The 22,617-nt window shown below is 54.2% G+C and carries 17 protein-coding genes and 1 pseudogene; 7 read left to right on the top strand and 11 right to left on the bottom strand.

Annotation, left to right across the window (positions count from 1 at the left end):
* Nucleotides 1-28: 28 nt before the first annotated feature.
* The 5 genes and pseudogenes from ACOQOT_RS01145 to ACOQOT_RS01125 all read right to left on the bottom strand — a co-directional run.
* Entirely contained in the window at nucleotides 29-682 is a 654-nt protein-coding gene (locus tag ACOQOT_RS01145) for a hypothetical protein (RefSeq protein WP_420560556.1), read from the bottom strand.
* A gap of 2 nt (nucleotides 683-684) precedes the next feature.
* A complete protein-coding gene (locus ACOQOT_RS01140; protein ID WP_420560555.1) occupies nucleotides 685-1,845 on the bottom strand; it encodes a toll/interleukin-1 receptor domain-containing protein in 1,161 nt (386 codons plus the stop codon).
* A 15-nt stretch (nucleotides 1,846-1,860) separates the two neighbouring features.
* On the bottom strand, nucleotides 1,861-2,358 hold the full coding sequence (locus tag ACOQOT_RS01135) for a TIR domain-containing protein (protein ID WP_420560554.1): 498 nt from the start codon (nucleotides 2,356-2,358) through the stop codon (nucleotides 1,861-1,863).
* A gap of 268 nt (nucleotides 2,359-2,626) precedes the next feature.
* Nucleotides 2,627-6,481: an XRE family transcriptional regulator gene (locus tag ACOQOT_RS01130; protein WP_420561974.1), complete on the bottom strand. Its 3,855-nt coding sequence runs from the start codon at nucleotides 6,479-6,481 to the stop codon at nucleotides 2,627-2,629.
* A gap of 81 nt (nucleotides 6,482-6,562) precedes the next feature.
* A pseudogene (locus tag ACOQOT_RS01125) lies at nucleotides 6,563-6,688 on the bottom strand (helix-turn-helix domain-containing protein); the annotation flags it as partial.
* 91 nt (nucleotides 6,689-6,779) lie between these two features.
* Here ACOQOT_RS01125 and ACOQOT_RS01120 point away from each other — a divergent pair.
* The 4 genes from ACOQOT_RS01120 (at nucleotide 6,780) to ACOQOT_RS01105 (ending at nucleotide 13,664) form a co-directional block, all read left to right on the top strand.
* Nucleotides 6,780-7,394: a type IV toxin-antitoxin system AbiEi family antitoxin domain-containing protein gene (locus ACOQOT_RS01120; RefSeq protein ID WP_420560553.1), complete on the top strand. Its 615-nt coding sequence runs from the start codon at nucleotides 6,780-6,782 to the stop codon at nucleotides 7,392-7,394.
* Nucleotides 7,394-8,314 (top strand): nucleotidyl transferase AbiEii/AbiGii toxin family protein, encoded by a 921-nt coding sequence (locus tag ACOQOT_RS01115; protein ID WP_420560552.1) that lies wholly within the window; start codon nucleotides 7,394-7,396, stop codon nucleotides 8,312-8,314. The genes ACOQOT_RS01120 and ACOQOT_RS01115 overlap by 1 nt, the downstream gene beginning before the upstream one ends.
* Nucleotides 8,315-8,887: 573 nt before the next feature.
* Nucleotides 8,888-9,622, top strand: coding sequence for a hypothetical protein (locus tag ACOQOT_RS01110; RefSeq protein WP_420560551.1), 735 nt, complete (start codon nucleotides 8,888-8,890; stop codon nucleotides 9,620-9,622).
* 235 nt (nucleotides 9,623-9,857) lie between these two features.
* A complete protein-coding gene (locus ACOQOT_RS01105) occupies nucleotides 9,858-13,664 on the top strand; it encodes a hypothetical protein (protein WP_420560550.1) in 3,807 nt (1,268 codons plus the stop codon).
* A gap of 63 nt (nucleotides 13,665-13,727) precedes the next feature.
* On the opposite strand, the gene ACOQOT_RS01100 is transcribed toward ACOQOT_RS01105, so the two are convergent.
* Nucleotides 13,728-14,345 (bottom strand): HEPN domain-containing protein, encoded by a 618-nt coding sequence (locus ACOQOT_RS01100; RefSeq protein WP_420560549.1) that lies wholly within the window; start codon nucleotides 14,343-14,345, stop codon nucleotides 13,728-13,730.
* A 508-nt stretch (nucleotides 14,346-14,853) separates the two neighbouring features.
* On the opposite strand from ACOQOT_RS01100, the gene ACOQOT_RS01095 reads away from it, so the two are divergent.
* Nucleotides 14,854-16,518: a recombinase family protein gene (locus ACOQOT_RS01095; protein ID WP_420560548.1), complete on the top strand. Its 1,665-nt coding sequence runs from the start codon at nucleotides 14,854-14,856 to the stop codon at nucleotides 16,516-16,518.
* A 367-nt stretch (nucleotides 16,519-16,885) separates the two neighbouring features.
* On the opposite strand, the gene ACOQOT_RS01090 is transcribed toward ACOQOT_RS01095, so the two are convergent.
* Nucleotides 16,886-17,092: a hypothetical protein gene (locus ACOQOT_RS01090; RefSeq protein WP_420560547.1), complete on the bottom strand. Its 207-nt coding sequence runs from the start codon at nucleotides 17,090-17,092 to the stop codon at nucleotides 16,886-16,888.
* Between the two features lie 426 nt (nucleotides 17,093-17,518).
* On the opposite strand from ACOQOT_RS01090, the gene ACOQOT_RS01085 reads away from it, so the two are divergent.
* On the top strand, nucleotides 17,519-18,148 hold the full coding sequence (locus ACOQOT_RS01085) for a LysR family transcriptional regulator (RefSeq protein ID WP_420560546.1): 630 nt from the start codon (nucleotides 17,519-17,521) through the stop codon (nucleotides 18,146-18,148).
* 53 nt (nucleotides 18,149-18,201) lie between these two features.
* Here the strand turns inward: ACOQOT_RS01085 and istB are convergent, their stop codons facing one another.
* Both istB and istA read right to left on the bottom strand, forming a co-directional pair.
* Nucleotides 18,202-18,993 carry an IS21-like element helper ATPase IstB gene (gene istB, locus ACOQOT_RS01080; RefSeq protein WP_121881981.1) on the bottom strand — a complete coding sequence of 264 codons (792 nt, stop codon included), beginning with the start codon at nucleotides 18,991-18,993 and terminating at the stop codon, nucleotides 18,202-18,204.
* Nucleotides 18,983-20,509, bottom strand: coding sequence for an IS21 family transposase (gene istA / locus ACOQOT_RS01075; RefSeq protein ID WP_420559161.1), 1,527 nt, complete (start codon nucleotides 20,507-20,509; stop codon nucleotides 18,983-18,985). The genes istB and istA overlap by 11 nt, the downstream gene beginning before the upstream one ends.
* A 51-nt stretch (nucleotides 20,510-20,560) precedes the next feature.
* Between istA and ACOQOT_RS01070 the strand changes: the two genes are divergently transcribed.
* Nucleotides 20,561-20,884: a hypothetical protein gene (locus tag ACOQOT_RS01070; protein WP_420560545.1), complete on the top strand. Its 324-nt coding sequence runs from the start codon at nucleotides 20,561-20,563 to the stop codon at nucleotides 20,882-20,884.
* Nucleotides 20,885-20,916: 32 nt separating this feature from the next.
* Here the strand turns inward: ACOQOT_RS01070 and ACOQOT_RS01065 are convergent, their stop codons facing one another.
* Complete coding sequence (locus ACOQOT_RS01065) at nucleotides 20,917-21,318, bottom strand: RrF2 family transcriptional regulator (protein WP_420560544.1); 402 nt, start codon at nucleotides 21,316-21,318, stop codon at nucleotides 20,917-20,919.
* Between the two features lie 128 nt (nucleotides 21,319-21,446).
* Nucleotides 21,447-22,523, bottom strand: a complete 1,077-nt coding sequence (locus ACOQOT_RS01060) for a hypothetical protein (RefSeq protein ID WP_420560543.1) — start codon at nucleotides 22,521-22,523, stop codon at nucleotides 21,447-21,449.
* Nucleotides 22,524-22,617: the final 94 nt, after the last annotated feature.

Genomic DNA, 22,617 nt, shown 5'->3' with positions numbered 1-22,617 from the left:
GCGTTTAGAGAAGGCCAAGATCACACCACTACGGTGTGGGTGGTTTCCAACGGCGCGCTTCAGGATCAGCAGGCTGTTCGTTTGGGCGAAAGAATCGGTCTTCTTGTTCAGAAATATCGAGGTGGCGATATAATAACGATACATAGTCTAGGTTATTTGATAAATCCTCCGGAAGAGCGTCCATTTTTTTTGCCAGCTCCAGCGCCGCTCCTCCCGTCGATAGGATTGGAACAATGCTTGCGTTCGGCTGCAGACTCCTGAACAAATTGAATTCGTCAACGACACCGCCCATTCCACCTATAAATACCGCTGCTGCATACTGATTTTCCCCAAACATTTTCCTGCGCATTTCAAGCAAGCTTTTCTCACGATCACCCTCTACGTTTTCACTGAATATAACGTTGTTGAAGCGCTCATTATCTTCAGGAAAGGCATCCTCGAAGTACCGCGATTGATATAGACGCACCCATTGAGCATAGTCGATCTTCATGTCAGCAGCAGCAACCCAGATCATGGGAGTGATTGCAGGATGACCTCCCCAGATCAGCAACCGTCGGCCAAGCGTAATGTACACCAATGCTGATACAGCAGCTTGAATAGCTACGGCATCAGCGGTTTTGGCGTATTCGCTTCCCCGTCGTGGATCAGGTACACTAGCTGACAGGAAAATCGCTTCGGTCATCTTCAATCGTCCCATGCCGCTAGAGCCCAAGCCGCTTCTGAAACCCTTATTGCTCTCACAACATTAATATTTTCATCGAGCCACTTAAGGTGGGCGTTCCAAGCTTCACGAATACCAACATGATCATAAATTAGAATTGGCTGTTCGCGTTGATTTGCGCGCCTTGCCTTCTCCGCAACATCATTGAAAAGCTCAGCAGTTGGAATTCCCACTACTGGGTATGCCCATAGCTTGCGATCATCGATTAAGCGGACAGCAATAGCCCTATGCGCTCCAACCCCCTCAACTCTTGCGCCGATTCGCATGATGTCTGCACGTAGTTTCCCTGTTATGGACATATATCGCGACGCTATACTGCGACTGCGCAAATTCTCAGCCGCAAGTGCGATCTGATCAACTTTTTTAGTGACAATCGGCCCGTCAGGGCCCTCGAGCTCTTCTTTTTCTAAATAAATGGTTTCAGCCAAATCTGTTAATTTGCTGGGCCTATACTCCGGCCAAACGACACGCAGTACATGGATCTCTTTTGCTCGTGCCCGTCCGATTTCCTGACGAGTCCATTTGCTCTCGAAATAGGTGGGCGTATCCAACATTATCATTACATCGGAATCACAGAGACGATGCCAAAGAACGTCCTGAAAAGGATCTCCAGGGCGGATGTCGTGTGTATCAAGAAAAACATCAAATCCACGTGCAGTCAGAGCATCGTGAAGCTGTAATGCCGCTGCCCTCGATTCTACACGACGATAGCTGACAAAAATGCGCCGCTGTCGTCTAAGCAGCCCGACGCACTCCAGCATCGCAGCAGAGAGTTCCGTCATGCACGTATCATCGGGCTTTCGATAATGGCCATTAAAGCCCTGAAGAAAGCTCGGAATAGTATCGCCGAAATTAGCTGTTTCTAGGACGGTTGGAATGACCGGCTGGCTTGCTTGCACCAGATCACGGGCAACGTCGGCGTCTTTCTGGTTCGTTCCGCCAAAGTAAGCGGCAACGGTAGCAGCGCGTAAATCGCGCTGACATATTTCCTCTCCATCTCTTATCGAGATATCGCAGCCAACTCGAAGATCGAATGCATCCAACATGTTGGCAATCGTTTTTGTGAGCCGTTCACGCTCTTCTGAGGTGGCATCCCCTAATATTGCTAATTCATAGTGGCTCAATGAACACACCCTAATCTAGGCATTAGCTCGTATACGAATTGCCTCTTCGATCCATTTTTCGATGTTGTTTGATATGGTCGCATAAATAGCTTTGCTGTCGCTCCCCACCGGCGTCTTCAGCTCGACGACGTCAGCCAAGGTTTTTCCACCATCATTGAAGGCGATCTTACTCAGAGGGTTAGGTCCGGCACGCGAACTCTGACTATGCGCATCAAGTAGCTTATTAACTCGAATTGCTAGAATACCTTTACCGTCATTCCACCCCTTTGATATTTCGTGAAGAACCCAACGTCGGTTCGCGGTATCCGATCCAACGAGCACCACAACGCAGCTCTTGCCAGTCATATTGTCGGAAATCCATTTTTTGACTGCGGCATCGCCTTTTCTTTTGATTTCTTCCCACGCGTTGGCTGAGCAAGTGGTTTGTCCTTCAAGCGCACCAATGTTTCGCACCTGCTGAGTGCGCCAAAAATCGTTATCAAAATGAAAGCTAAAGAATACCTTCCTACGCATCGTGCACCCCCAATCCCCATATGGACGTTAAGTGTACTGACCACATTATTTCAATATGAAATGATCATCTAGGGATTTATAGTATTTTGATCCGTGGGCAGGACGGCCCTAGATCAGGGGCTATGGCGTGCAGGAATTTCTGGGTGCCCTATGCGTCTCTTCGCAAGCATCTATTGGGGTATTCATCGAGTTGAACGCCACCTCCAGTTGCTGTCTGCGGAGCGTGAATGCCGGGTGCCGAGCACCGCAATTTGACAACGCACATTGTCTAGAGTCCCCAATCCAGACGTTGAGCGTTTTCATCATGCTTGGCGGCCTGTTGGTCATAGTCGTCAGCGAGCGTATATAGTGACTTCGCTGTGTGGGGGTGGTCATAGGAGATCGCTTCAGCCCATGCCCGGTATTTCTCCGCTTCGCGGCGCTCAAGCATGCCGCCATCACGCGGATTACGCACTGTAACGCCGCGTCGATTCAATTTTCCAATCTGAAAGCCATCAATCATTGGCTTGCTACGAAAGAGATCAATCATCTCGCGAATTGGTTCGGCAGGCCAGTTTCCGTCTGCACCCATTGGCGACGCCGATAGCATATGTCCAATACGGCTATCGGCTACATTTTCTCGACCAACTTCTTTAGCTAAGCTTCTTGCCTCTGTGATCCATGTTTCCAGCTCTTCCTGATTAATCGTACCATCATCGCGTGTTCCTGGTATGCGATCCCAAAGCTCTAGCAGTCGGTAAGCTTGGGTTGCGATTGCCTGCGCCTTTTCAGGATTGTCTGGTTCTGGATCAGTAATGCCACTTTCCTCGCTTGCCTTAAAGACCGCGCGTAACATTTCGACAAACAATGATGGTTGTTCTGAGAGAGACCTCAACAGTACTTTGGGTGGTCGCCGGGAGTGCTCCAGTAGCTTTAGGTATTTCCATTCAAGCTTACTGAGGGCATTCGGGTCAACATCATCACGCTCATCAAGAAGCTGTAGAACTTCCGCCACATGATACTGGAACATAGTTGCGTCGTTGCCCTCGCTACTGTGGTCTATGGGCTGATTAGCGGCTTCGTTTAGAACGTCAATTAGAAGAGCAGAGGGCAGTCGCGCCTTTTTGCCGCGTCCTGCAAGCAGTAGTGCGTATCGTGATCTTCCCACTCCAAGTAGCATGCGTATAGCATACGCAGCATCTTCGTTGTTTTCGCTCATCTGGAATACTGGCACCTTGAGCCAGTACGCCTTCATGATCTTCTCGTCAAACTGCAAGACCTGTTCCCAAGTCCAGCGATCGCTCGGAAGTGCATGAAAAATCGTCAGCAGGGAAGTTTCTTCCCAGTCTTCAGATTTCGCTTTGGCGATCAGATTTTTTGCCCAAAACTCCTTACGGTCACGGAATACGGAACCAATCAGGCCGTGTGCAACATCTCTTTCCCTGGCATCGCTGCTTTTCACGGCGGCTTCAAGTAGAGCGTCGACTTCGGCTTCCGATAATCTGCTTTCATACAGCGCCTTGCCGATATAATGAGCGCTGTTGGTCAGTCGAGCGAGGGCTAACACAGCTGTGATCCCACCCTCAGCGTAGAGTTCGTATGCCGCCTCCCTCCGAGCGGCGTCGACATCTCGGTCTTCCACCATCCAACCAGCTGCAGAAGGCTTCGGCAGTTGAACAGATTGTTGGAAAAGCCAGACCGTTCGTTCAAGCGGATCAGCAGGTGTGAATCGTTCGTAGGTTGCCTCCAAACGATTTAGTACTTCATCTGATAGCGACCAGTCAGCCTCGGGAAATTGACGATGATGGTGGAGCACCCGTCTTATTTTTTCCCAAAGATCCGTCCGATCGTTCTTTTCCATAATCTGCGGTTCCGCTGCCTCCAGTGTGGCAAGCGCACGTTCGGGGTTGGGTGCTAGATCGCCAAGGCGGTCGAGTAGTTGTGACCATCGTGCTTGACTTAGGCCAACATCAGTTAGCAGGCGGTCGCTGACTTCGGCCGCTCCCCGCCCAATTAATCCCCACGTCACACTTTCGACCTTGTCGACAGCGAAGTCGCGCCAGCGCGGCATGGGTGATGGAGTGGAGCTGTCGTGCCCCTTGGGAAGAATGTCGAGCATTAGCTTCCAAGCTGTATCCGTCTCGTGTTTTCGGATTGCATCCAAAGCGCGAAGCCGCTGATCGAGCGTTGCATAAGTTTGCGGACTCCAGAGCAAGTAAATTTTCCGCAGGCTTTCAGAGGGCCCATTCGAATAGCTACGAGGTTTGGTGTCAATGGCATCAAGCTGTGCCAACACACCCACTACCCGTGGAAGCCAGTGTGGCGACCACGCGAGCGTCTCCAATGCCCACAGCAAGTCGGACAAGTACTCGACCCCGAATACACCACCTTCATCTTGTCCGAAAAGCACACGAATGGGAGGGTCGCTCTGGTCCAGGCTGTCTTCGATTGCCGTAAGAAAAGCGTGTGGTGAAGCTTCGGCCAGAAGCCGAAAATCACGCGAGAGGGACCACCATCGGTGTTGATCAGCGTTCTGAAGTAACTTGGCGACAATAGAGTCAGCTCGCCAACTGGCATTTGGGACAGTACTGACACAATTTCCCCATTGTGCGAGGAGAATAAGGACTTGACCGATCCCATGACGCAGCATCCCAGAATATGCGCGGTGAACGCCCCGTACGGGAGCCATCCAGCGCTCCTGGGGATCTATGTGGAAGCGCGGGTCTGTAGATCCCAGAACAGCGTAGGCCACATCCTCAAAGCGAGTTATATCTGCGCTTGTCAGATTATGCGCAAGCAGGAACCATGCGTCAGGTGGAGATGCAATTCGCCAAGTGGAACCGATTTTTTGTAGTGGGCTATCGAATTCGCCCACAAATGGGGTCAAGGCCGCAATGACCTCATTGTAGGGGCGTTCTGCAAGTTCCGAAAGCCGCACTTGATCGGCATCAACATCTTCATCCCATCCCCCCGCAAGTAATGCAGCGAGCAATGCGCGAGGCGGGGACTCTTCAGCCCATTTTGGCAGTCGTCCTGGCGCGCTGGGAATCAGGCGGCGCAGAACAGCAAGGTTGCGGGCGCTGTCGCGAGCAAGTGCCTCCGCGCGCGGCGCAGCAATGCCGGCAGTGGTTAAAGCATCTGCAATTCCCTCATGAGTAGGGCGGTTGAGCGTACGTACTTCGCCATGTGTGGCCAGCCGCTCATCATAAGCCTGCAACACATAGTGCCCGCGCTCCACAAGACTTCGGGAGACACCTGGCTCCGGGTCAGTCAGAAGCAGGATTAGCGATCCAGGCGCATTTGCAAGCGCTCTTGCAGCGGCAGTGGTGGTTGCAACGAGGCAGCGAGCGCGATAGGAGGCCGCTATACTGTGTGGTAACTCGTTAAGACTGGCATGGAAGAACGCAACAACCTCGTCGGTGGTGGTTGCTTGAAGCGAAAGGATAGAGGGTTCATCGCGCAACCAGCGGAGGACCTCGGCTGTATCTTGATCACGATCACATAGAACGAGGTCCTCAGTGAGAGGCCATTGTGCGGCGAGTGACCATTCTTCCCAAATCTCGTCTAATTCGCGCGTTCCGATAGGCCGCTTGTCCAAACGATTGGCGAGCCAGAGACCAACGGCCGGTGTCTGTTCGATCCAATGAACCAAGTCGGTAGCGTCGTAGGCGCGAATCTCGTGCCAGATGCCTTCCTCTTGACGCTCTTTTACCCACTTGTCTTTTTCTGGCCAATGACGTGGTGTTACAAACACATAAGCGGAGTTGGCAGGACTGAGTGGAACCGGATTCTCGGTTCGCTTCAGATAATCTTTGTTAGCCTTTTGAATAATATTGCTGCGCTGGGCACTAATTTCCCAGCCCGCCTCACCCTTGGGTACATATAGGCTACCGTGCTCGACCCGAGTCCGTCCGTCCCAACCTGAAAGCCAGACCCCCTCGTCCGATGGAAAGTGTAGTTCGGCTGTGGAGCCGTGTGTTGCCCGGATTAAATGACTTAGAAGCGTTGGCAGGCTTCCTGCACCATCGTAACGATCTGCCCAATCCGAAAGGTCCTTTGCGTTGACCCAACGGAGGGGCAATCCAGGGCGATCAGATGCAGTTATAAACGGAACGGTCGGTCCGATGACTGCGCCGTTAGCCAAGAATCGGATGCCGGCCTCCTCGAGAGCACTCCGTATCGCTTGAGCATTGTTTGCGACTGGAATACGTCGCCCTCGTTCGAAATCAGCTATGGTTGACGTTGCTACGCCAGCTTCCTTGGCTAAGTCTTGTTGTGACCACGCCAATAGAGCACGGGCGGCGCGCACATGCTTTGGAGAAAGGTCAGTAGATGAGTTATGCCTGATCATAGTCATATGAAATATATGACATCAGGGCGAAATGTCCTAATGTTATTTTTTGTTTACAATAACATATGTTTTGCCTACATATGATTACACAATGGATGAACGTCATAGAAATTATCGCGAACGGGCCCTGCGCGTGATCCGAGATCGGGGCATCGCACGTGCTAGAGACTTCAAGGTCGCTGGTATACCGCTCGTCTATCTGAAGCGGTTAAGCGACGCAGGAGACCTCGTCCGTCTTGGCCGCGGCCTATACCAAGATCCAGAGCATGTGGGAGAGCACGCGGCGCACAATCTAGCTGAAGTTGCCCGCCTCGTCCCAAACGGCATCGTCAGTTTGATCAGCGCCCTTCGTCAACATAGCTTAACCACGCAGTTGCCTCATGCCGTATGGATAACCATTCCTCACAAAGCCCGCACGCCGAAAGCTGCAAATCTGCCTTTAGAAATTGTTCGCGCAAGTGGTGAAGCTTTAACTGCAGGCGTGGAATACATTTCAATAGAAGGTGTAAGGGTGCCAATTTACAGTGCAGCCAAAACTGTTGCTGACTGTTTCAAGTACCGCCGCCATGTAGGCGAGGATGTCGCTATAGAAGCTCTTCGCGATGCCTTACAGCAAAGAAAAATCTCTCCAAGCGAACTTATGAGGTTTGCCACCATCAATCGCGTATCACGTCGTATGGAGCCACTAATAAAGGCATTGCAGTGATGACCAAGATCATCAAAAACCACGCCGCGTCAATTAGGGCTAAGTTGTTCAACCATGCCAAACAGCACGGCGATGATTTTCAGCGCATCCTAACTCGCTATGCAATTGAGCGCTTATTATTCCGTCTCAGCCAGACCCAAGCTGCTGAGTTCTACGTGCTTAAAGGAGCAATGCTTTTCATCACCTGGCCAGAGCACATCTTCAGACCAACTGGTGATCTCGACCTGCTTGGCAAAGGCCCGGCGAATCCTGATGCCATTACTAAACTCGTCACTGAAATATGTACCATCGAATGCCATGAAGACGGCATTCAGTTTCTCTCAGATAGCCTGAGAGTCGACGAAGTCCGCGAAGCCGACAAGTACCAAGGGGTTCGGGTCAATCTGAATGCTGAACTGCATAAGGCGATAATCCAAATTCAAATCGACATCGGCTTCGGGGATCATGTCCATCCCACGCCGAAGAGAGGAAGTTTTCCCAATCTATTGTCGGGTCTTCCGGAAGCAAACATTCTCATGTATCCGGCAGAATCTGTTATTGCCGAAAAACTCCAAGCGCTAATCCACCTCGGGGAACTAAATAGTAGGATTAAAGATTTTTATGACATCTGGGTCTTGGCGCGAACTTTCCCCTTTGAAATGTCAGATATTGTCGAAGCAATCAATGGCACCCTGCAGCGCAGGGAGACGGTAGTACCGACTGAAATACCTTTAGGGCTTACCAAGGCTTTTGTTGCGACCGTCAATGAGCAGGGTCTTTGGACTGGTTTCTTGCGCCGCAATCCACCTACAATTATGCCGCCACCATTCGCAGAGCTGCAAGAGGAATTACGGCGCTTCTTCGGTCCCATCATCACAGCTTTAGATAGACCGGAAGCGGCTTATGGTCTTTGGGATCCAAAAGGTGGAGTATGGCAGTAGGTGTCGATTGCAACTCATCGACATATGGTTTTGTTTAATTGGCGTGACCGAGCAGAGCGCAGGAATCAATAGCTCAGACTTACGACAACATTCAGCCCACGCACTCTTTATCGAGTTCTGCATCGCACTCGCGATGCTGGGAGTGACTCGCAGGGATTTTTGGGGGGGCGGTCATCTTTGGATAATCCAGTTCATCAGCTTACGGATAGCTTGTCTTTACATATAGCGAACGATAGAGTTTAGTGGGTTGTGAGATAATGGGCATTTATGAAGACGTGATGGGCCACTTTGGGTGTCGCCGTCATTGCGCCGTCATCCTACGCCTTCCCTGTCAAATCGGCATTCGCGTTCATCGACGATGAAATCCCGCAAAAGATCATTCAGTAGGACAGGCGGTCATGCCCCCGTGCTATCTCGGGACGTCCAGGACGCGGCTGTGCACTAATATCGGGGAGCGAAAAGATAAAGGTAGTGACCATAACAAGGGACGAGGGGATCTCAGGAAAGCGCCGACCGCGGCACTAGAAGCGAGATTTGTAAAAAATAAGCAAGCGGAAAGAAAATGGGTTGAAGATGATGCATGACGAATCGTCACCTGACGAACTTGACGACAACTTTCACGATACGCTGGTCGCAATTGGAAAAGGAGCAGCAGGAGCTATTCCCCTTGTTGGTGGGATTCTGGGTGAAATTGTTGGCATGAAAATTCCAGGACAGCGAGCTGATAGGATATCAGCCTACCTGCGGACCCTAGCCAAACATGTCGACGATCTGACTGACGAATTGAGGGGGGAGCTTGCATCCAATGCCGAAAAGATTGATCTGATAGAGGAAGGTGGCTTCCAATCGTCAAGGGCGACCTCGTCAGAGCGCATCGGTCAGATTGTTGAGGCCGTGAGCCGCGGACTGAGCGAAAGCGATTCAGACATTATAAGACGAAAGCGACTGCTGGTTATCTTTGGACAACTCGACGATGATGAAGTTAACCTGTTGAACGCTTATGGCAGATCGTACGCAGGCGTGGATCGCCAGGCGTTCGGCCGAGTTAATCGCCCCGACCCTCCCCATCTTAGCGCCCCACCACGCGTATTCGAGCAGAACCAGCTTTATGACGCAGGAAAAGAACACCTTCTTCGGCTTGGACTTCTTGAGAAGAAGTACAATGACGTGAGAAAGGGAGAGACTCCTGAGTTCGATGCTCGGAAGGGTGATTTCAAGCATCACGTACAGATATCACACTTGGGGCGGATGTTGCTGCGGGAAATCGGAATGGAGACACCATTCGATGCTCAACAGACCACACGCTGACAAATCATTTGCGAAACATCACCATCCTTGGCGAGTTCATGCAAAAAATTAATGGCGCCGTTCTCTCCAAACGGTGATCTGCAGGCGTTCTAGAAGGCTAGCAAGAGACAGACTTGGCGATTTATACAGGGCCTATGCTGGACGGCTTTGCACTATAAGTGGAACATGTCTCGTCATGACAAAGCAGACGTTCAGTCCTGAGCCATAATGGTGTCTACTGTCCGAATATCGTTCCATGCCCCAGCGGTACGGCTATGCAAATTTCGTTACTCTAGAGAGCCTGTCTATGTCGGCCACACCAGTTTCTATATTCGGTGATCCCTCACAGATCTGGAAGGTCCCACCGAAAGATGTGAACCGACAGGCAATGGCGTCGCTCCGCGGCTACGTCTACCAGCTCCACGCATCGGCGGCCGCATGGTTGGGCTTGGGGGAAGAAGGCCAGCTCTACCTAGAGGTAGCCGAGGATTACGCCGAACTCTTTCGCGAACCGGGTGCTGCCGATGAAGTATTGCGGGCCACGCAGGTCAAAGACACACATGATTCCGGGGCGATGACGCTGAACTCTACGGATGTGATTGCTGCCATTGAGTCTCTCTACAGACTTCGGGTCAGCAACCTGGACCGGAAAATAAAACTCGTGTTCTTGACGACGTCGAGTATCGGAAGGGAGCAGAAGAACGCCTTGCCGTCCGGCATGGCAGGCCTAACTGCTTGGGAAACGGCCGCCTCCGGAGGGGGCGTCGAAGAGATTCGTGCAGCCCTGCTCCAGCGGCCGCTGTCGGATGGCCTGAGGTCTTTCGTTGCGAACAGTGCTCCCGAGCAGCTCAGGGAGGAGCTTCTCGGCCCGTTGACCTTTGCGTGCGGCGCTCCGGACTGGCGTTCGTTGGAGGAGAACAACCGGCGAGCTATCGTTACGCTCCGCGAGGAGGTCCAAGCGACCGCCCCCATGGCGCGCCGTGCGTACGACAGCGTGTTCCAGGAGGTCGTCGCATGTGTCCTTGGGCCGGCCCCGCGTCGCTTAGACCGAGCACGACTCTGGGATTGTCTAATGCGCGCGACGTACATTCCCGTCCCATCAGGTGTTGTGGAACGCCTGTTGAGCGAACAGGCTTCACGCCCGAGCGATCCTATGTCCCTCGACGACCTCGGCGACTTGGCGCATGGATTGCTCGAGGCGGGCGCGCCGCCATCAGTCGACTTGCTCTTCCCGAACGCTACATCGGCGGTCAGAGCTGCCCTAAAGCAAGCCTTTTCGACAGAGCCACGGCTCACCGAAGCCGACCCTATGGGCTCACCTGCAAGCGCGACGCTGCCGGAGCTCATTGAGCTTCCTGAAAAAAAGCACCTTATCATTGGCCAGCCTGGGTCCGGCAAGACTCATGCCCTTTGGCACACGGCAAAGGGGTTGCTCACAGCCGGGACTACCGTCCCGCTGTTTCTCCCCGTGGGGCAGGCGACAGGCTGGCGCGACCTGGAAGACTTGGTCAAGGAAGTAGCGCCGGAAATCGACTTACCGGCCCTCTTCCGGGATCCACGGGTTTGTATCTTCATCGACGGTTGGTCTGAGTTCGCGGTCGGAGCACAGGCAAGCGAGAAGCAAAAAGCGTTGCGCGCTCTGCGGAATGCCCGCGTGATCGCGACCGCCAAGTTCGCCGATGTCGACGACAGTGCTCTTATGCGATGGACCCTTGACCTGCTCCCACCCGACCGGGTGGCGCATGCAGTCGCGACCGCCGCGCCGGGCGATCCCCGTCCGCAGAACCACGTGTTGGACCTCTTGCGGTTGCCTCTTCTGCTGACTATTCACGTTCTTTCGGCCGCCCGAGCCACGGCGACGGGTGACCTCTTACGCCAGTTCCATGGGCACCTTGCGCGCGGGCTGCCCGAGCGCTTCACGGAGGCGCTCGCTGGAGCAGTGGCCGACCTTTCCCTCGCCGGAACAAGATCCTTCGGGCGCCTCACGCAAGAACTCCAGATCCGAACGGCTGCCGTCGGCCTCACGGACCCGATCCAGCTGCTGCGGAGCCTCGGTACCATCATAGAACGTAGTGGTCAGGCAGTGCCCATCCACGACCTCTACTGGAGTTGGCTCACAGGGCGCGGCCTCCTGGGCAACGGTTCTGCCGAGCGCGCGGTCGACCCGCTCTGGACGCGCGAGAGTTACGTCCTGGCAATTCAGGCGGGTGGGCGCGCTGCGGAGAGCGACGTGGACGCCACGATAGGTGAAGACTTCGTGCTGGCGGCTGTTCTTGACGCGAGTCGAGGAGCGGAGCACCCTGCGCCAGCCCTCTCGAACGCTCTCGCCCGCGCTTTCGCTGATCCTCGCTTGGCAGTGCGCCATCGCGCCGCTCTTGCCGCGCTAAAGGGCGCATACCCAGAACTCTTCCGTCCAGCACTAGACGTGCTCGCCGAACTGGGCGCGGCCGCCTTGTATCCACCCGAATGGGAGCATGCGCTCCGTCCGGACTTCATGTTTGCGCAGCGGGCTACACTCGCTGAATGGTTAGGATCACCGAACACGAACTTCGTGCTCGAAGCAATAGCGAGGGAAGGGGGACCCGAGTGGAGCCTTTGGCTGGAGCAAGTCGCCTCATCCGGGAAGGTGACTTGGGAAGACGCGGCGGCGGCGGCACTCGGCTGTTGCGGCGACGTGCCGTCGTGGGTCGAACCGAAACTCGACTCCATCATAGCTTCGTGTTCATGGAAGCTTCGGCCTGCCGCAGAAAGGCGCGGCAATAGCGCTTTGGCCCATTTCATTGCGGCCGAATACGAGCGTTTGGTCGAAGAGATTATGGCGCCAAATTCCAGCACGTGGTTTGATCTCAACCGCGTGCTCGTGGGTTGCGGCGGCGACGACGTGTTTAGCTTGTTACTCGCCCGCTTTCCTTCCATGGGCGCGCGCGCGCAAGAACTGCTCGGCTATGCAGTCGTCGACCGTGGCTCGCCATGGGTCGCCCGCTTCCAAAGTGTCGCCCTAAAGACTAGTGCGCCCCACCATCACAGGCTAGCCGAGCAGGTATCGCTTGAGATTGATGATGAGACGGCGCGGGCTTGGATCGCCGCAGGCCACGACGAGGCGGGTTGGCGGGTGCTCGTTGCGCGGCATGGTGAGGCGCTACTGCCGGAGATGATTGCGCAGCTTCCTTCTTCCTTCGCGGGTCTTCACCACATCCCTGCACTGGCTCACATGCGCTGGCTTCCGAGCGCTCCTGATACGCTCATCAACGAATTATGGAGTCGATTGGGCAGCCCGATGCAGCCAAAGGCGATGCAGGATGTACTGAACGCTACGGCACGGGTCTACCCCGCAGGCGTTCCCCACATCGTGAGATTCATCATAGAGCGGCCCGACGCTCTTCCTGTTCACCACCTCCGCCAAGTCCTTCTGCTCCACGAGGACTGGCAAAAAAAGTCTGGGGCCGTGCTCGTTGTGAAGACGGCTGACGGGATTGAGCAGCCCTTCCCCGAATGGATCACGCTCCAAAGCGCAATGAACCGTTGGGAGGAGCATTTTACTCCAGAGATGCTGGCGCTTTCGCCTGTGCTGGCTGCCGACTACGTCGTGCGTCATCTCGCGGATGACGAGCGCGCGGCAGCGGTACTGAAGGCGTTTAGGGGAAGTGCGGCTTACAACGCTCCACTACTGGACCGCATGCTTGCGACGCCCGCTCTCGCCAAACTCATTCCAGATGTGTTCGCCGATAGTTTCGATGTGTTTCCGGTCGAAGCTGTCCAACGCTGCCTCGCATCGGGTGCCATCGATCAAAGTATGTTGTTGTCTCGCTTAGCTGCGGCAGCAAACCCCATGCACCGCGCGGTGCATGAAGAGCTCATCACGCGAGTTCTCGACCATTCGCCCAACTTGCATCACCTGCGTTACGTCGCGAGTATGCTGAAAGCATACTCATGCAAGGAGGTTATGGATGTCCTCGATTCGGCCCCTTATGTTCGCGAGGATTGCTGGCTCTGGTTTGTTCGCTCGGTGGAGGCTGCACGGGGCGAACGCCTGATTGATGAGCACGGAGCGGCTCGGCGATGAGCACGATTTCTACACGATTTTCGCTATGGCGAATCTGAGCCCAGAGTAGTCGCCCATGCCCCTCTATGGCGTTCTTTTGTTCCACGGTCGCTCTTTCGCCGGGAACATGTCTCGAAGATGCTGTGAAAGACAGTTGTCCGTATCGAGCACACTTCTCTCAATACAAGGTTTGTAGACATCCTTTAACTTAGCAATGGTCACATAACCGGTATCGCCTCCGCGATGTGCAATGTCCCCGCGGGCAGTCACAAATTCTTTCACAGGCTGCTCCCCGTGGTGCCAACAGGCACTTATCTCGGCGATGCCGATGAACTTTTTGAAGATCGGATTAATCACGCCCGGCTTGGGCGTGTTGACAGCATCGATTCTGATCTGCGCTGCCTCCTGATAGACCGACTTCCAGCCGTCTCCAGCCATTGCCAGAGCCTTCAATTCGTGCTGACTCTCAACCACATATTTAGCGATTGCTTTTTTTACGTCCCTGGGAAGCTCGTCGGGCGCTGAAGCTTTCTCGCAAGCGAATTTCACAGCTTCGCTCAACACTTCTTCCAGATACAGTTCCCACGCTGCGCAGAGTAGCAGCACGCCTCCACGCGTAAGATGTCCCAACCCCTTCTTGCCTGGTGCGCCATCTGACAGAGCGGCATGACTCTCGATAATGCGCGTTACGTCCTTCATCATCGTGCTCTCAAATTTCTTTAGCGCCCCTGATGGCATCCTTTTCCCCTTTCTTGATAGAACTATCCCCGAGAAGATTGGAACACTAGACTATTGCATCGAGTTGCGGGCCGCTTTCTCTCATTGATATCTCGTCGGCAGCCGCTGCCAAGGTGTGAGTTGGTTTGCGGGCGTGGCGAACGGCAGCAAGATCCGTATATCAGACGATTTCTTTTCAATCGTTGAGCGCGGCGTAGCCGTGCGAATAAGCAGGATTCCGGTTCAGCATCAGCAGGTGCATGCACCTGCTATATCCTGCCCCCGAAACGACAGGGTAATTTCGGACGAAGTCCGACAAAGGCAGACAAGCTCAGACAAACTCCGGCGATGTCCGGCAAACATGGACAAAACGTCGCGGAATCAATTGGTTAGCGAAAAATAAAAATCCACATTTTATTTTCGGATAGGCCTTGCGGACTCATCGTTGGATGGGTAGGGAGACGAGACCCCTTAACCTGGCTCTCGAAAAACCATGGCCGATTGCTCGCCCCGAGTTGCAATCTACGCTCGCTATTCGAGCGACCTTCAAAACCCTGCTTCAATTGAAGATCAGGTGTCGCTTTGTACTTCTTTGATGGAACGGAATTTCTCCACCCATCATCCGGTAGCAATCTACAGTGACGCCGCCCTTTCCGGCGCCACAACCTCTCGTCCAGGCCTTCAGTCCATGCTCGAGGCAGCGGAACGGGGACAGTTTGATGTGCTGATAGCCGAAGGGCTCGACCGCATTTCACGCTCACTGTCTGACATCGCTTCCATTTATGAGGTGCTGCAGCATTGCGGTGTCCGGATATGGACCGGCCACGAAGGGGCCGTGAGCGATCTGCATATCGGCTTTAAGGGCACCATGAACGCGCTTTTCTTACGTGATATGAAAGACAAGGTTAGAAGAGCGCATAAGGCAATCGCCTCTTCGGGCCGAGCGCCGGCCGGCATCGCATATGGGTATCGGGTGGTGAGAGGAGAGCTGGATGCGAAGGGCCAATATGTGAATGGACTTAGGGAAGTCCATCCAGATCAGGCAAAGATAATTCGCCGCATATTCAAAGAATACGTGGATGGAATTCCCGTTCGGCAGATCGTTCAGTCGCTTAATGACGATGAGGTCCCCTCTCCTAGCGGAAAGCTTTGGAGAGTGCATTCCATCACCGGCGAAGCTAGCCGACATCGCGGCATCCTTCATAACGATCTTTATCGCGGGATAATGATCTACAATCGCATGCGCAAAGTAGTGGACCCGCGCACTGGAAAGCGAAAGTACGTCCTCAATCCTCGTGATGAGTGGGTCACCACCCCCGTTCCAGACTTGCGCATCGTTTCCGACGAACTATGGGCGAAAGTGCACGCGCAGCGGGCCGCGCCCAGAAAGTATCGGGCACGCAAAAAACGCCCCACCACCTCAAAGTCACACATCTCGCAGCCAATTGGCGCTGCGCGACCACTCACGGGCCTTGTGACATGCGGTTGGTGCGGCGGCTTGAAGAATGTTGCCAACCATACGCGCTATGTCTGCGTCACTCACCGGTTCGAACATAAGTGCAAGAACTCTCGCGGATGGAGAGAACAGTATTTGACAGCGACGGTCCTTGCCTCGTTGGAAGCATTCATTCAATCGATTCCTGATTGGTCGGCAGCGCTAAAAGATCCGCTTTCAAGGGCGCTTGCCTCTCGCATTAAGCTTCAGAGAGAAGCCGAAATGTTAGATTCCAGAATCGGTCGGCTGTTTGACGCGCTGGAGAAAGGCATAAAAATGGACTGGGAGCGCCTGCGACAGCTGCAAGACAGGCGTGATGAGATTAAAGCTATGCCGCAGATCCCCGACATTGAGGCTGGCCACTACGACATCTTGACCAAGCTGCAAGGCTCGATCGACGCAGTGCGAGCGGAATGGGATAACCGGAAATACGCTTCCCCAATTCGGAATCTACTGCAAATGACAGTTCATAAGATCGTATGCACACCAATAGATGGCCAAAGATGCGGAGAGACAGTTGATGTTCAATTGAAGCCAGTTCACGAATGGGGGGAATACTATGTTCATATTCACGCTCATTGGCCCCATGTTGACTCTGACAAGCCATCAACGCAGGCGAAACCAAGCCGTATCCAGTCGACTATTTCGCCGATTAACCAGTAGTTAGACCAACGTTAGCTCTCTCAGGCCGGACTAGGAAGCGCCTGAAGCGCGCTCATTTCATCGCGCCCCTATCGTTAACGCATGGTCGACCTCAAGTGCCAAATTCCGGAAATCTCCGGGTAAACAGCGTCAGGATCCAGTAACAGCTTTATTGACCCCGCGCTCATCAACGCACAGACCGCAAATCACCCGACCGATAGTACCGTCATGCTCCCCCGCGACATATATCAACTCACTGACCCACCGCTCTGGCAGGGGGGTGGTTTCCTCTACTGCATCACCCGCAGTAAGTATAGCGGGCATCTTCCCCACACTCGATTGGATCATCAGCACATATTAAAAAATACCCTCTCATTTCTGCCTCACGTCAATCGAGCTTAATGTCCTGCCCGCTTTCAACGGCCCGCACGTACCCCGCGCGCACAACAAAGTCGCCCAAGTGTTCGCCATGCTGGCGTTCCGCAGCGTAATCCGGAATGACTTTCCCCAACTCTTCCAGAATTCTGTTTTCATCAACATTCTCCAGATACATCCGGCTCAGACGTTGACCCCAGAACCTATCGCCGAGATGCATATTGTATTTACCTGGTGCTCCGCCACCTTCCAGCGTCTCCGATTAGGCTGAAAGCACTCCACTGGTGGACGCCGATACACCGTCACCACGAGCGCAGGCGAAGCCTGCAAAAAACCGCCAACCCAGAACGATTGCTCTGGGGTCAATCGTTCTGCCAGTTCCTCTATTGCAGAAGAGTCAGCTTGCTAAATCTTAAGACCCCGCAATGGCTTGACCGGAATATTCATATGATCGGTGCTGCCGGCATCGGGCATATTCGCGTAACGAAAAGCGATATTGGCTCATATGCCAGTTATGGATTGTTTTTATAGGGCACGGCGCCATGTCTTCCCGCCAGCCTCAAATCGACAAAAGCAGGTTGGCACCTTCCCAAACACACGGCAAACGAATATAATTCGTCCTTGAAATCAATTTTCTTGTATTAAAATGGATATTGAGCTCGCTCGAACCTTCCTGGAAATTGTTTCTGCCGGCAGCTTCGTTCGAGCGGCAGAGAGGCTCCACGTAACCCAAACGGCAGTAAGTGCGCGGATTCAAGCACTCGAAGCACAATTGGCGCGACCGCTCTTCGTGCGCAATAAATCGGGCGCTCGGCTAACTCCTGCGGGACGTGAGTTCGTCCAATATGCGACACAGCTCGTTCAGATATGGGAACGGGCACGGCATCAAGTTGCCGTGCCCCCCGGACGGGACACAGTCCTGTCGCTCGGCGGGGAGTTCAGCCTCTGGAATTCCCTGCTCCTGAATTGGCTTGTTTGGCTGCGCCGCGATCGCGCCACAGTAGCTTTGCGTAGCCATGTCGAGGCGCCGGATAGATTAATGGATCGACTGCAAAGCAGCGCACTTGATATTGCTGTTCTATACGCCCCATACCATCGCCCAGACGTAGAAATTGCCCCACTTCTGAATGAAGAACTGATCGCAGTTACAACCAATCTCAATGACCGGGCTCTATCAGACAGCAATTACGTCTATGTAGATTGGGGGCCGGACTTCGCAAACCATCACGACACGGCCTTTCCAGGGCTTAAGGTGTTGATTGCCGCTGAGATCTGACCCGGTATTTTCACCGAGAATTGACCCGCCTCGTGGATATGATTTGGGTTTGGTTAGATGGTCAAGTCGGTGCTTTCTCCTTTTTTGGTTTTTGCGGCCTGGGCCGAGCTGTTCCTGAAGCGGAAGCTGTCGTTTCCGGTTTCGAGAATGTGGCAGTGATGGGTGAGCCGATCGAGCAGCGCGGTTGTCATTTTGGCGTCGCCAAACACGCTGGCCCATTCGGCAAAGCTGAGATTGGTGGTGATGATGACACTGGTGCGCTCGTAGAGTTTGCTCAGCAGATGGAATAGCAATGCCCCTCCTGATGCGCTGAAGGGCAGGTATCCAAGCTCGTCGAGGATGACCAGATCGGAATGGACAAGCCGGTTGGCAATCTGTCCGGCCTTGCCCTGAGCCTTTTCCTGTTCCAACGCATTGACCAGTTCCACGGTCGAGAAGAAGCGCACTCTCTTGCGGTGATGCTCGATGGCCCGGATGCCCAGCGCTGTGGCGATATGGGTTTTGCCGGTTCCCGGCCCGCCCACCAACACCACGTTGTCGGTCTTGTCGATGAAAGCCCCTGAATGAAGCTGGCGCACCAGGGCCTCATTGATCTCACTGCTGGCAAAATCGAAGCCGGCCAGGTCCTTGTAGGTTGGAAACCGTGCCACCTTGAGCTGATAGGCAATCGATCTTGTCTCCCGTTCGGCCATCTCGGCCTTGAGCAACTGGGAGAGAACCGGAACGGCTGCCTGGACGGCCGGAGACCCCTGTTCGGTGAGCTCGCTGATCGCTTGGGCCATGCCTGTCATCTTGAGGCTTTTGAGCATGATGACCAGAGCTGCGCTTGCCGGATCATGACGCATGGCGCACCTCCTTGTCCGCACGCAGGGTATCGTAGCGTTCCACATTGGCCTGCGGTTCCTTGCCCAGGACAAGGGCTTGTGGTGCCTCGACGGGCGCGATCGCGGTCGATTTGCCATCGACCAGTCTGTGCAGCAGGTTCAGAATATGGGTCTTGGTGGGCACCCCGGTCTCAAGGGCCATCTCGACCGCGGCGAGCACGGCCTGTTCATCATGGTGGAGAACCAGGGCCAGGATATCGACCATCTCGCGATCGCCACCGGGTTTGCTCAGAAGATGGCGCTGCAACTGCCGGAATCCATCGGGCATGTCGGCAAAGGGTGCACCATTGCGCAGGGCACCGGGCTTTCGCTGGACCACGGCTAGGTAATGGCGCCAGTCATAAACAGTATGCCCGGTTCCATGATGGCGGTCGATGATCCGTAAGTGCTCACAGATCGTCTGTCCTTCGGCGACAACGACGATGCGCGCCGGATAGACTCTGACGCTGACCGGCCTGTTGGCGAAAGAGGCCGGCACGCTGTAGCGATTGCGTTCCAGGTGGATCAGGCACGTTGGGGAAACACGCTTGGTGTGTTCGACAAACCCGTCAAAGGGCCTTGGCACAGCCATCAGGAACTGGGTCTCGACCCGCCAGGCATCAGCAATGGTGCCCGGTTCAACGCCGTGAGAGGTCTCCTCCCACAAGCTCTTGCACCGATGCTCGAGCCAGATATTCAACTCCTCAAGCGAGTTCGCGTGCGGAATGGGCTGGAAAAGCCGGTGCCGGGCATCTTGCACGTTCTTTTCCACCAACCCCTTCTCCCAGCCGGCGGCCGGATTGCAGAACTCGGGCTCGAACACAAAGTGACTGGCCATGGCCGAGAACCGGGCATTGACCTGCCGGGCCTTGCCACGGCCAACCTTGTCCACGGCCGTGCGCATATTGTCGTAGATGCCGCGCCGGGGCACGCCGCCCAGCACGCGGAAGGCATGATTGTGGGCGTCGAACAGCATCTCGTGGGTCTGGAGCAGATAGGCCCTTACCACAAAGGCCCGGCTGTAGCAGAGCTTGGTATGGGCCGCTTGCAGCTTGACCCGCTCGCCCCCGATCAGCGCCCAGTCCTCACTCCAATCGAACTGGAAAGCTTCTCCAGGCTCAAAGGCCAGGGGAACGAACACGCCGCGGCCGGTGGTGTTCTGCTGGCGCTGGAGATCCTCTTTCCAGCGCCGGGCAAAAACCGCCACCCGACCATAGGAACCTTTAAAGCCAAGGCTGACCAGATCGGCATGGATCTGCTTGACTGTGCGCCGCTGCTTGCGCGGTTTGCGGCTCTCAGCCTTCAGCCAGCCCGATAGCTTCTCGGCAAAAGGATCGATCTTGCTCGGCCGCTCGGGCACTTTGAACTTCGGCTCAACCGTATCGGACCGAAGATATTTGCGAATGGTATTCCGGGACAGACCCGTGCGCCGTGCTATCTCCCGGATCGAAAAACCATCCCGGAAATGCCAGCGCCGGATAACGCTCAAAAACGCCATGTCCAACACTCCTCAATCTCCTGCCCAAAACGAGCAGGATAGCGTTCAAACATGGGTCAAATCTCAGTGGAAAAATCCCCCAATACCGGGTCAGATCTCAGCGGCAATCAACAGCTTAAGGAAAGCAGCACATTCGTTGATCTCGGCCCACTTGGGCTGCGTTATATTCTTGAAGCAGGTGGCTCGGGGTACTTCCGTACGCGGGCTGTTCAACGTTTTATAGAGGAGGGGCGCCTCTTTCCCGTACAGGACGCACCAACATTTTCCTATTCCGTATATGCCGCCTATTCGCGCAAAGCCGCGAGCGAAACGATTGAATGGGCTTTGGACGGCTTGAAACAAGTTGCCCAACAACCGTTCGACAAATGGGTATAGAGGATAGCTGAACGTTATCTGACTAGCACTTACTACCTCGACGACAAGACCTTTCTGATTTTACGATACGCACCTGGCCGCATAACAAGGTCGTGCAAACTATAACTATCGAGCACTTTCAGAAATGCTATGAGCGCTTCTTCCAATGGCCCTTTCAATCCACAGACGGGCGCGAGGATGCATGTGTTTGTTTCTTTGTCAAAACACTCCACAAGATCGAAGTTGTCTTCGCTCGCCCTTATCACGTCTCCCAGGTTTATTTCTTCAGGTGGAAGCGCGAGGGAAATCCCCCCTCCTCTACCGCGAACACTGCGGATGAACTTTGCCTGCACCAGCGTCTGGACAACCTTGTTCAGATGGTTCCGTGATATGTCATAACGTCCAGCGACTTCCTCTACGGTGTGAGCCCTATCCGCCTCAACCGCCAGAAGCATAAGAAGCCGCAGGGAATAGTCACTATGAAGCGTTAAATGCATGTGCCACAGATAGGGAAATATGATTTAGAGCACATTTCACCATCTACTGACCGTAAAATCAAACTGAACTGGAAGCGGCTTAAAGTTTAAAAGGCGTATTGATAACCAATCACAACCGACCAATCCCGCTCCAGCTGGAGACCGTTGGCATCCTGATATACTGGCAGTCCAACTTCTAATCCCAATCTGTGATTTCGCAACAAGCCACGCTGCCCAGCGAGATTAGTTCCCAAGAATAAGTCAGCCTGTTCACCGCCATAATTGCCAGGATCGGCCGTGGGCACAGGCCCTGATATTTGTCGGTCGCGCCCGGAAATCTCCTGCTGGGTGTGAGCCGCAAGTCTGGCAGAAAGACTGAACCAGGGCTCGGAGCTGTAAGCTGCCCAACCTGTAAAAGCATGCCGATCCCCCAAGCTATACCCTTCGTCGTTACGCCCGCTTCTGAATGTCGCAAGATATTGGCTGCCCCAGCTCAGTTGGCCTGATCGGCCATTATAAGTCACACCAACCGTCGGATCCCAGGTACCGGACCCCAATTGCATTCCGTAAGGCATTCTTCTTGATGCATACTGGCCATTGGGCATTAAAACGGTATCACGCTCTTTGATCGACCCCGTGGGAATGCTGAGAGACAGATTGCCGTGAAATGAATGCGCGTCTTTTTCCCACAACTTCACTAGCGCGCCGAAACGCAAATCTCCCCAGCCGCGGGAATGGGTTGTAAACTCGCCAGCTACCGCACTTCCCATCATGCCGGCATAGGTCGTGTGACTCATTTCTTTGTCAAGATAACTTCCCATCAGGGTAAGCGTCACATCGTCGGTCGGCGCATACATTGCACCCAGCATATGCATTTTCATTGTCATCGATGACGGTAAAATTCTATAGGCGTTTCCGCCAGATTGGAGCACTGCAGCAGGATCACGATCATTGGTGCCCTGCCGCAATCCGTCCATACCGCCTTGCATATAACGATACGAAACCATCCACTCGCCCGCTTTATGCCTATGATCTCCCATAACTCCGATCGGAGCATGTGATGCTGCTCGCACGGGAGATGCGCCTAAATCCGGATGGGATCCATCATGGGCATAGGCATGGGGGCCAAGCACGAAAGACAAAACGGAGAATAGAGAGATGAGTGCTGAAACATTGCGGGTCATGGCTGCGCCTTGATGAGGAGAATGGAGAGGAAGGGTCGGGGAAACTGCCCCGCAAGAGACAGTTTCCCCTGTCATTCTTCGATGCAATCTTTGC

Source organism: Tepidicaulis sp. (assembly GCF_965222285.1).
Lineage (GTDB): Bacteria > Pseudomonadota > Alphaproteobacteria > Parvibaculales > Parvibaculaceae > Tepidicaulis.
Note: the sequence above shows the minus strand (reverse complement) of the source record. Positions and strands in the feature narration are given on the sequence as shown.

Excerpts from the sequence above, each read along its gene's own strand:
- ACOQOT_RS01060 (WP_420560543.1), bottom strand. The coding sequence starts at position 22,523 with ATGACCCGCAATGTTTCAGCACTCATCTCTCTATTCTCCGTTTTGTCT.
- ACOQOT_RS01100 (WP_420560549.1), bottom strand. The coding sequence starts at position 14,345 with ATGATGAAGGACGTAACGCGCATTATCGAGAGTCATGCCGCTCTGTCA.
- ACOQOT_RS01065 (WP_420560544.1), bottom strand. The coding sequence starts at position 21,318 with ATGCTTCTGGCGGTTGAGGCGGATAGGGCTCACACCGTAGAGGAAGTC.
- ACOQOT_RS01090 (WP_420560547.1), bottom strand. The coding sequence starts at position 17,092 with ATGCATCTCGGCGATAGGTTCTGGGGTCAACGTCTGAGCCGGATGTAT.
- ACOQOT_RS01120 (WP_420560553.1), top strand. The coding sequence starts at position 6,780 with ATGGATGAACGTCATAGAAATTATCGCGAACGGGCCCTGCGCGTGATC.
- ACOQOT_RS01085 (WP_420560546.1), top strand. The coding sequence starts at position 17,519 with ATGGATATTGAGCTCGCTCGAACCTTCCTGGAAATTGTTTCTGCCGGC.
- istB (WP_121881981.1), bottom strand. The coding sequence starts at position 18,993 with ATGCGTCATGATCCGGCAAGCGCAGCTCTGGTCATCATGCTCAAAAGC.
- ACOQOT_RS01115 (WP_420560552.1), top strand. The coding sequence starts at position 7,394 with ATGACCAAGATCATCAAAAACCACGCCGCGTCAATTAGGGCTAAGTTG.
- ACOQOT_RS01135 (WP_420560554.1), bottom strand. The coding sequence starts at position 2,358 with ATGCGTAGGAAGGTATTCTTTAGCTTTCATTTTGATAACGATTTTTGG.
- istA (WP_420559161.1), bottom strand. The coding sequence starts at position 20,509 with ATGGCGTTTTTGAGCGTTATCCGGCGCTGGCATTTCCGGGATGGTTTT.
- ACOQOT_RS01110 (WP_420560551.1), top strand. The coding sequence starts at position 8,888 with ATGATGCATGACGAATCGTCACCTGACGAACTTGACGACAACTTTCAC.
- ACOQOT_RS01145 (WP_420560556.1), bottom strand. The coding sequence starts at position 682 with ATGACCGAAGCGATTTTCCTGTCAGCTAGTGTACCTGATCCACGACGG.
- ACOQOT_RS01070 (WP_420560545.1), top strand. The coding sequence starts at position 20,561 with ATGGGTCAAATCTCAGTGGAAAAATCCCCCAATACCGGGTCAGATCTC.
- ACOQOT_RS01105 (WP_420560550.1), top strand. The coding sequence starts at position 9,858 with ATGCCCCAGCGGTACGGCTATGCAAATTTCGTTACTCTAGAGAGCCTG.
- ACOQOT_RS01095 (WP_420560548.1), top strand. The coding sequence starts at position 14,854 with ATGGCCGATTGCTCGCCCCGAGTTGCAATCTACGCTCGCTATTCGAGC.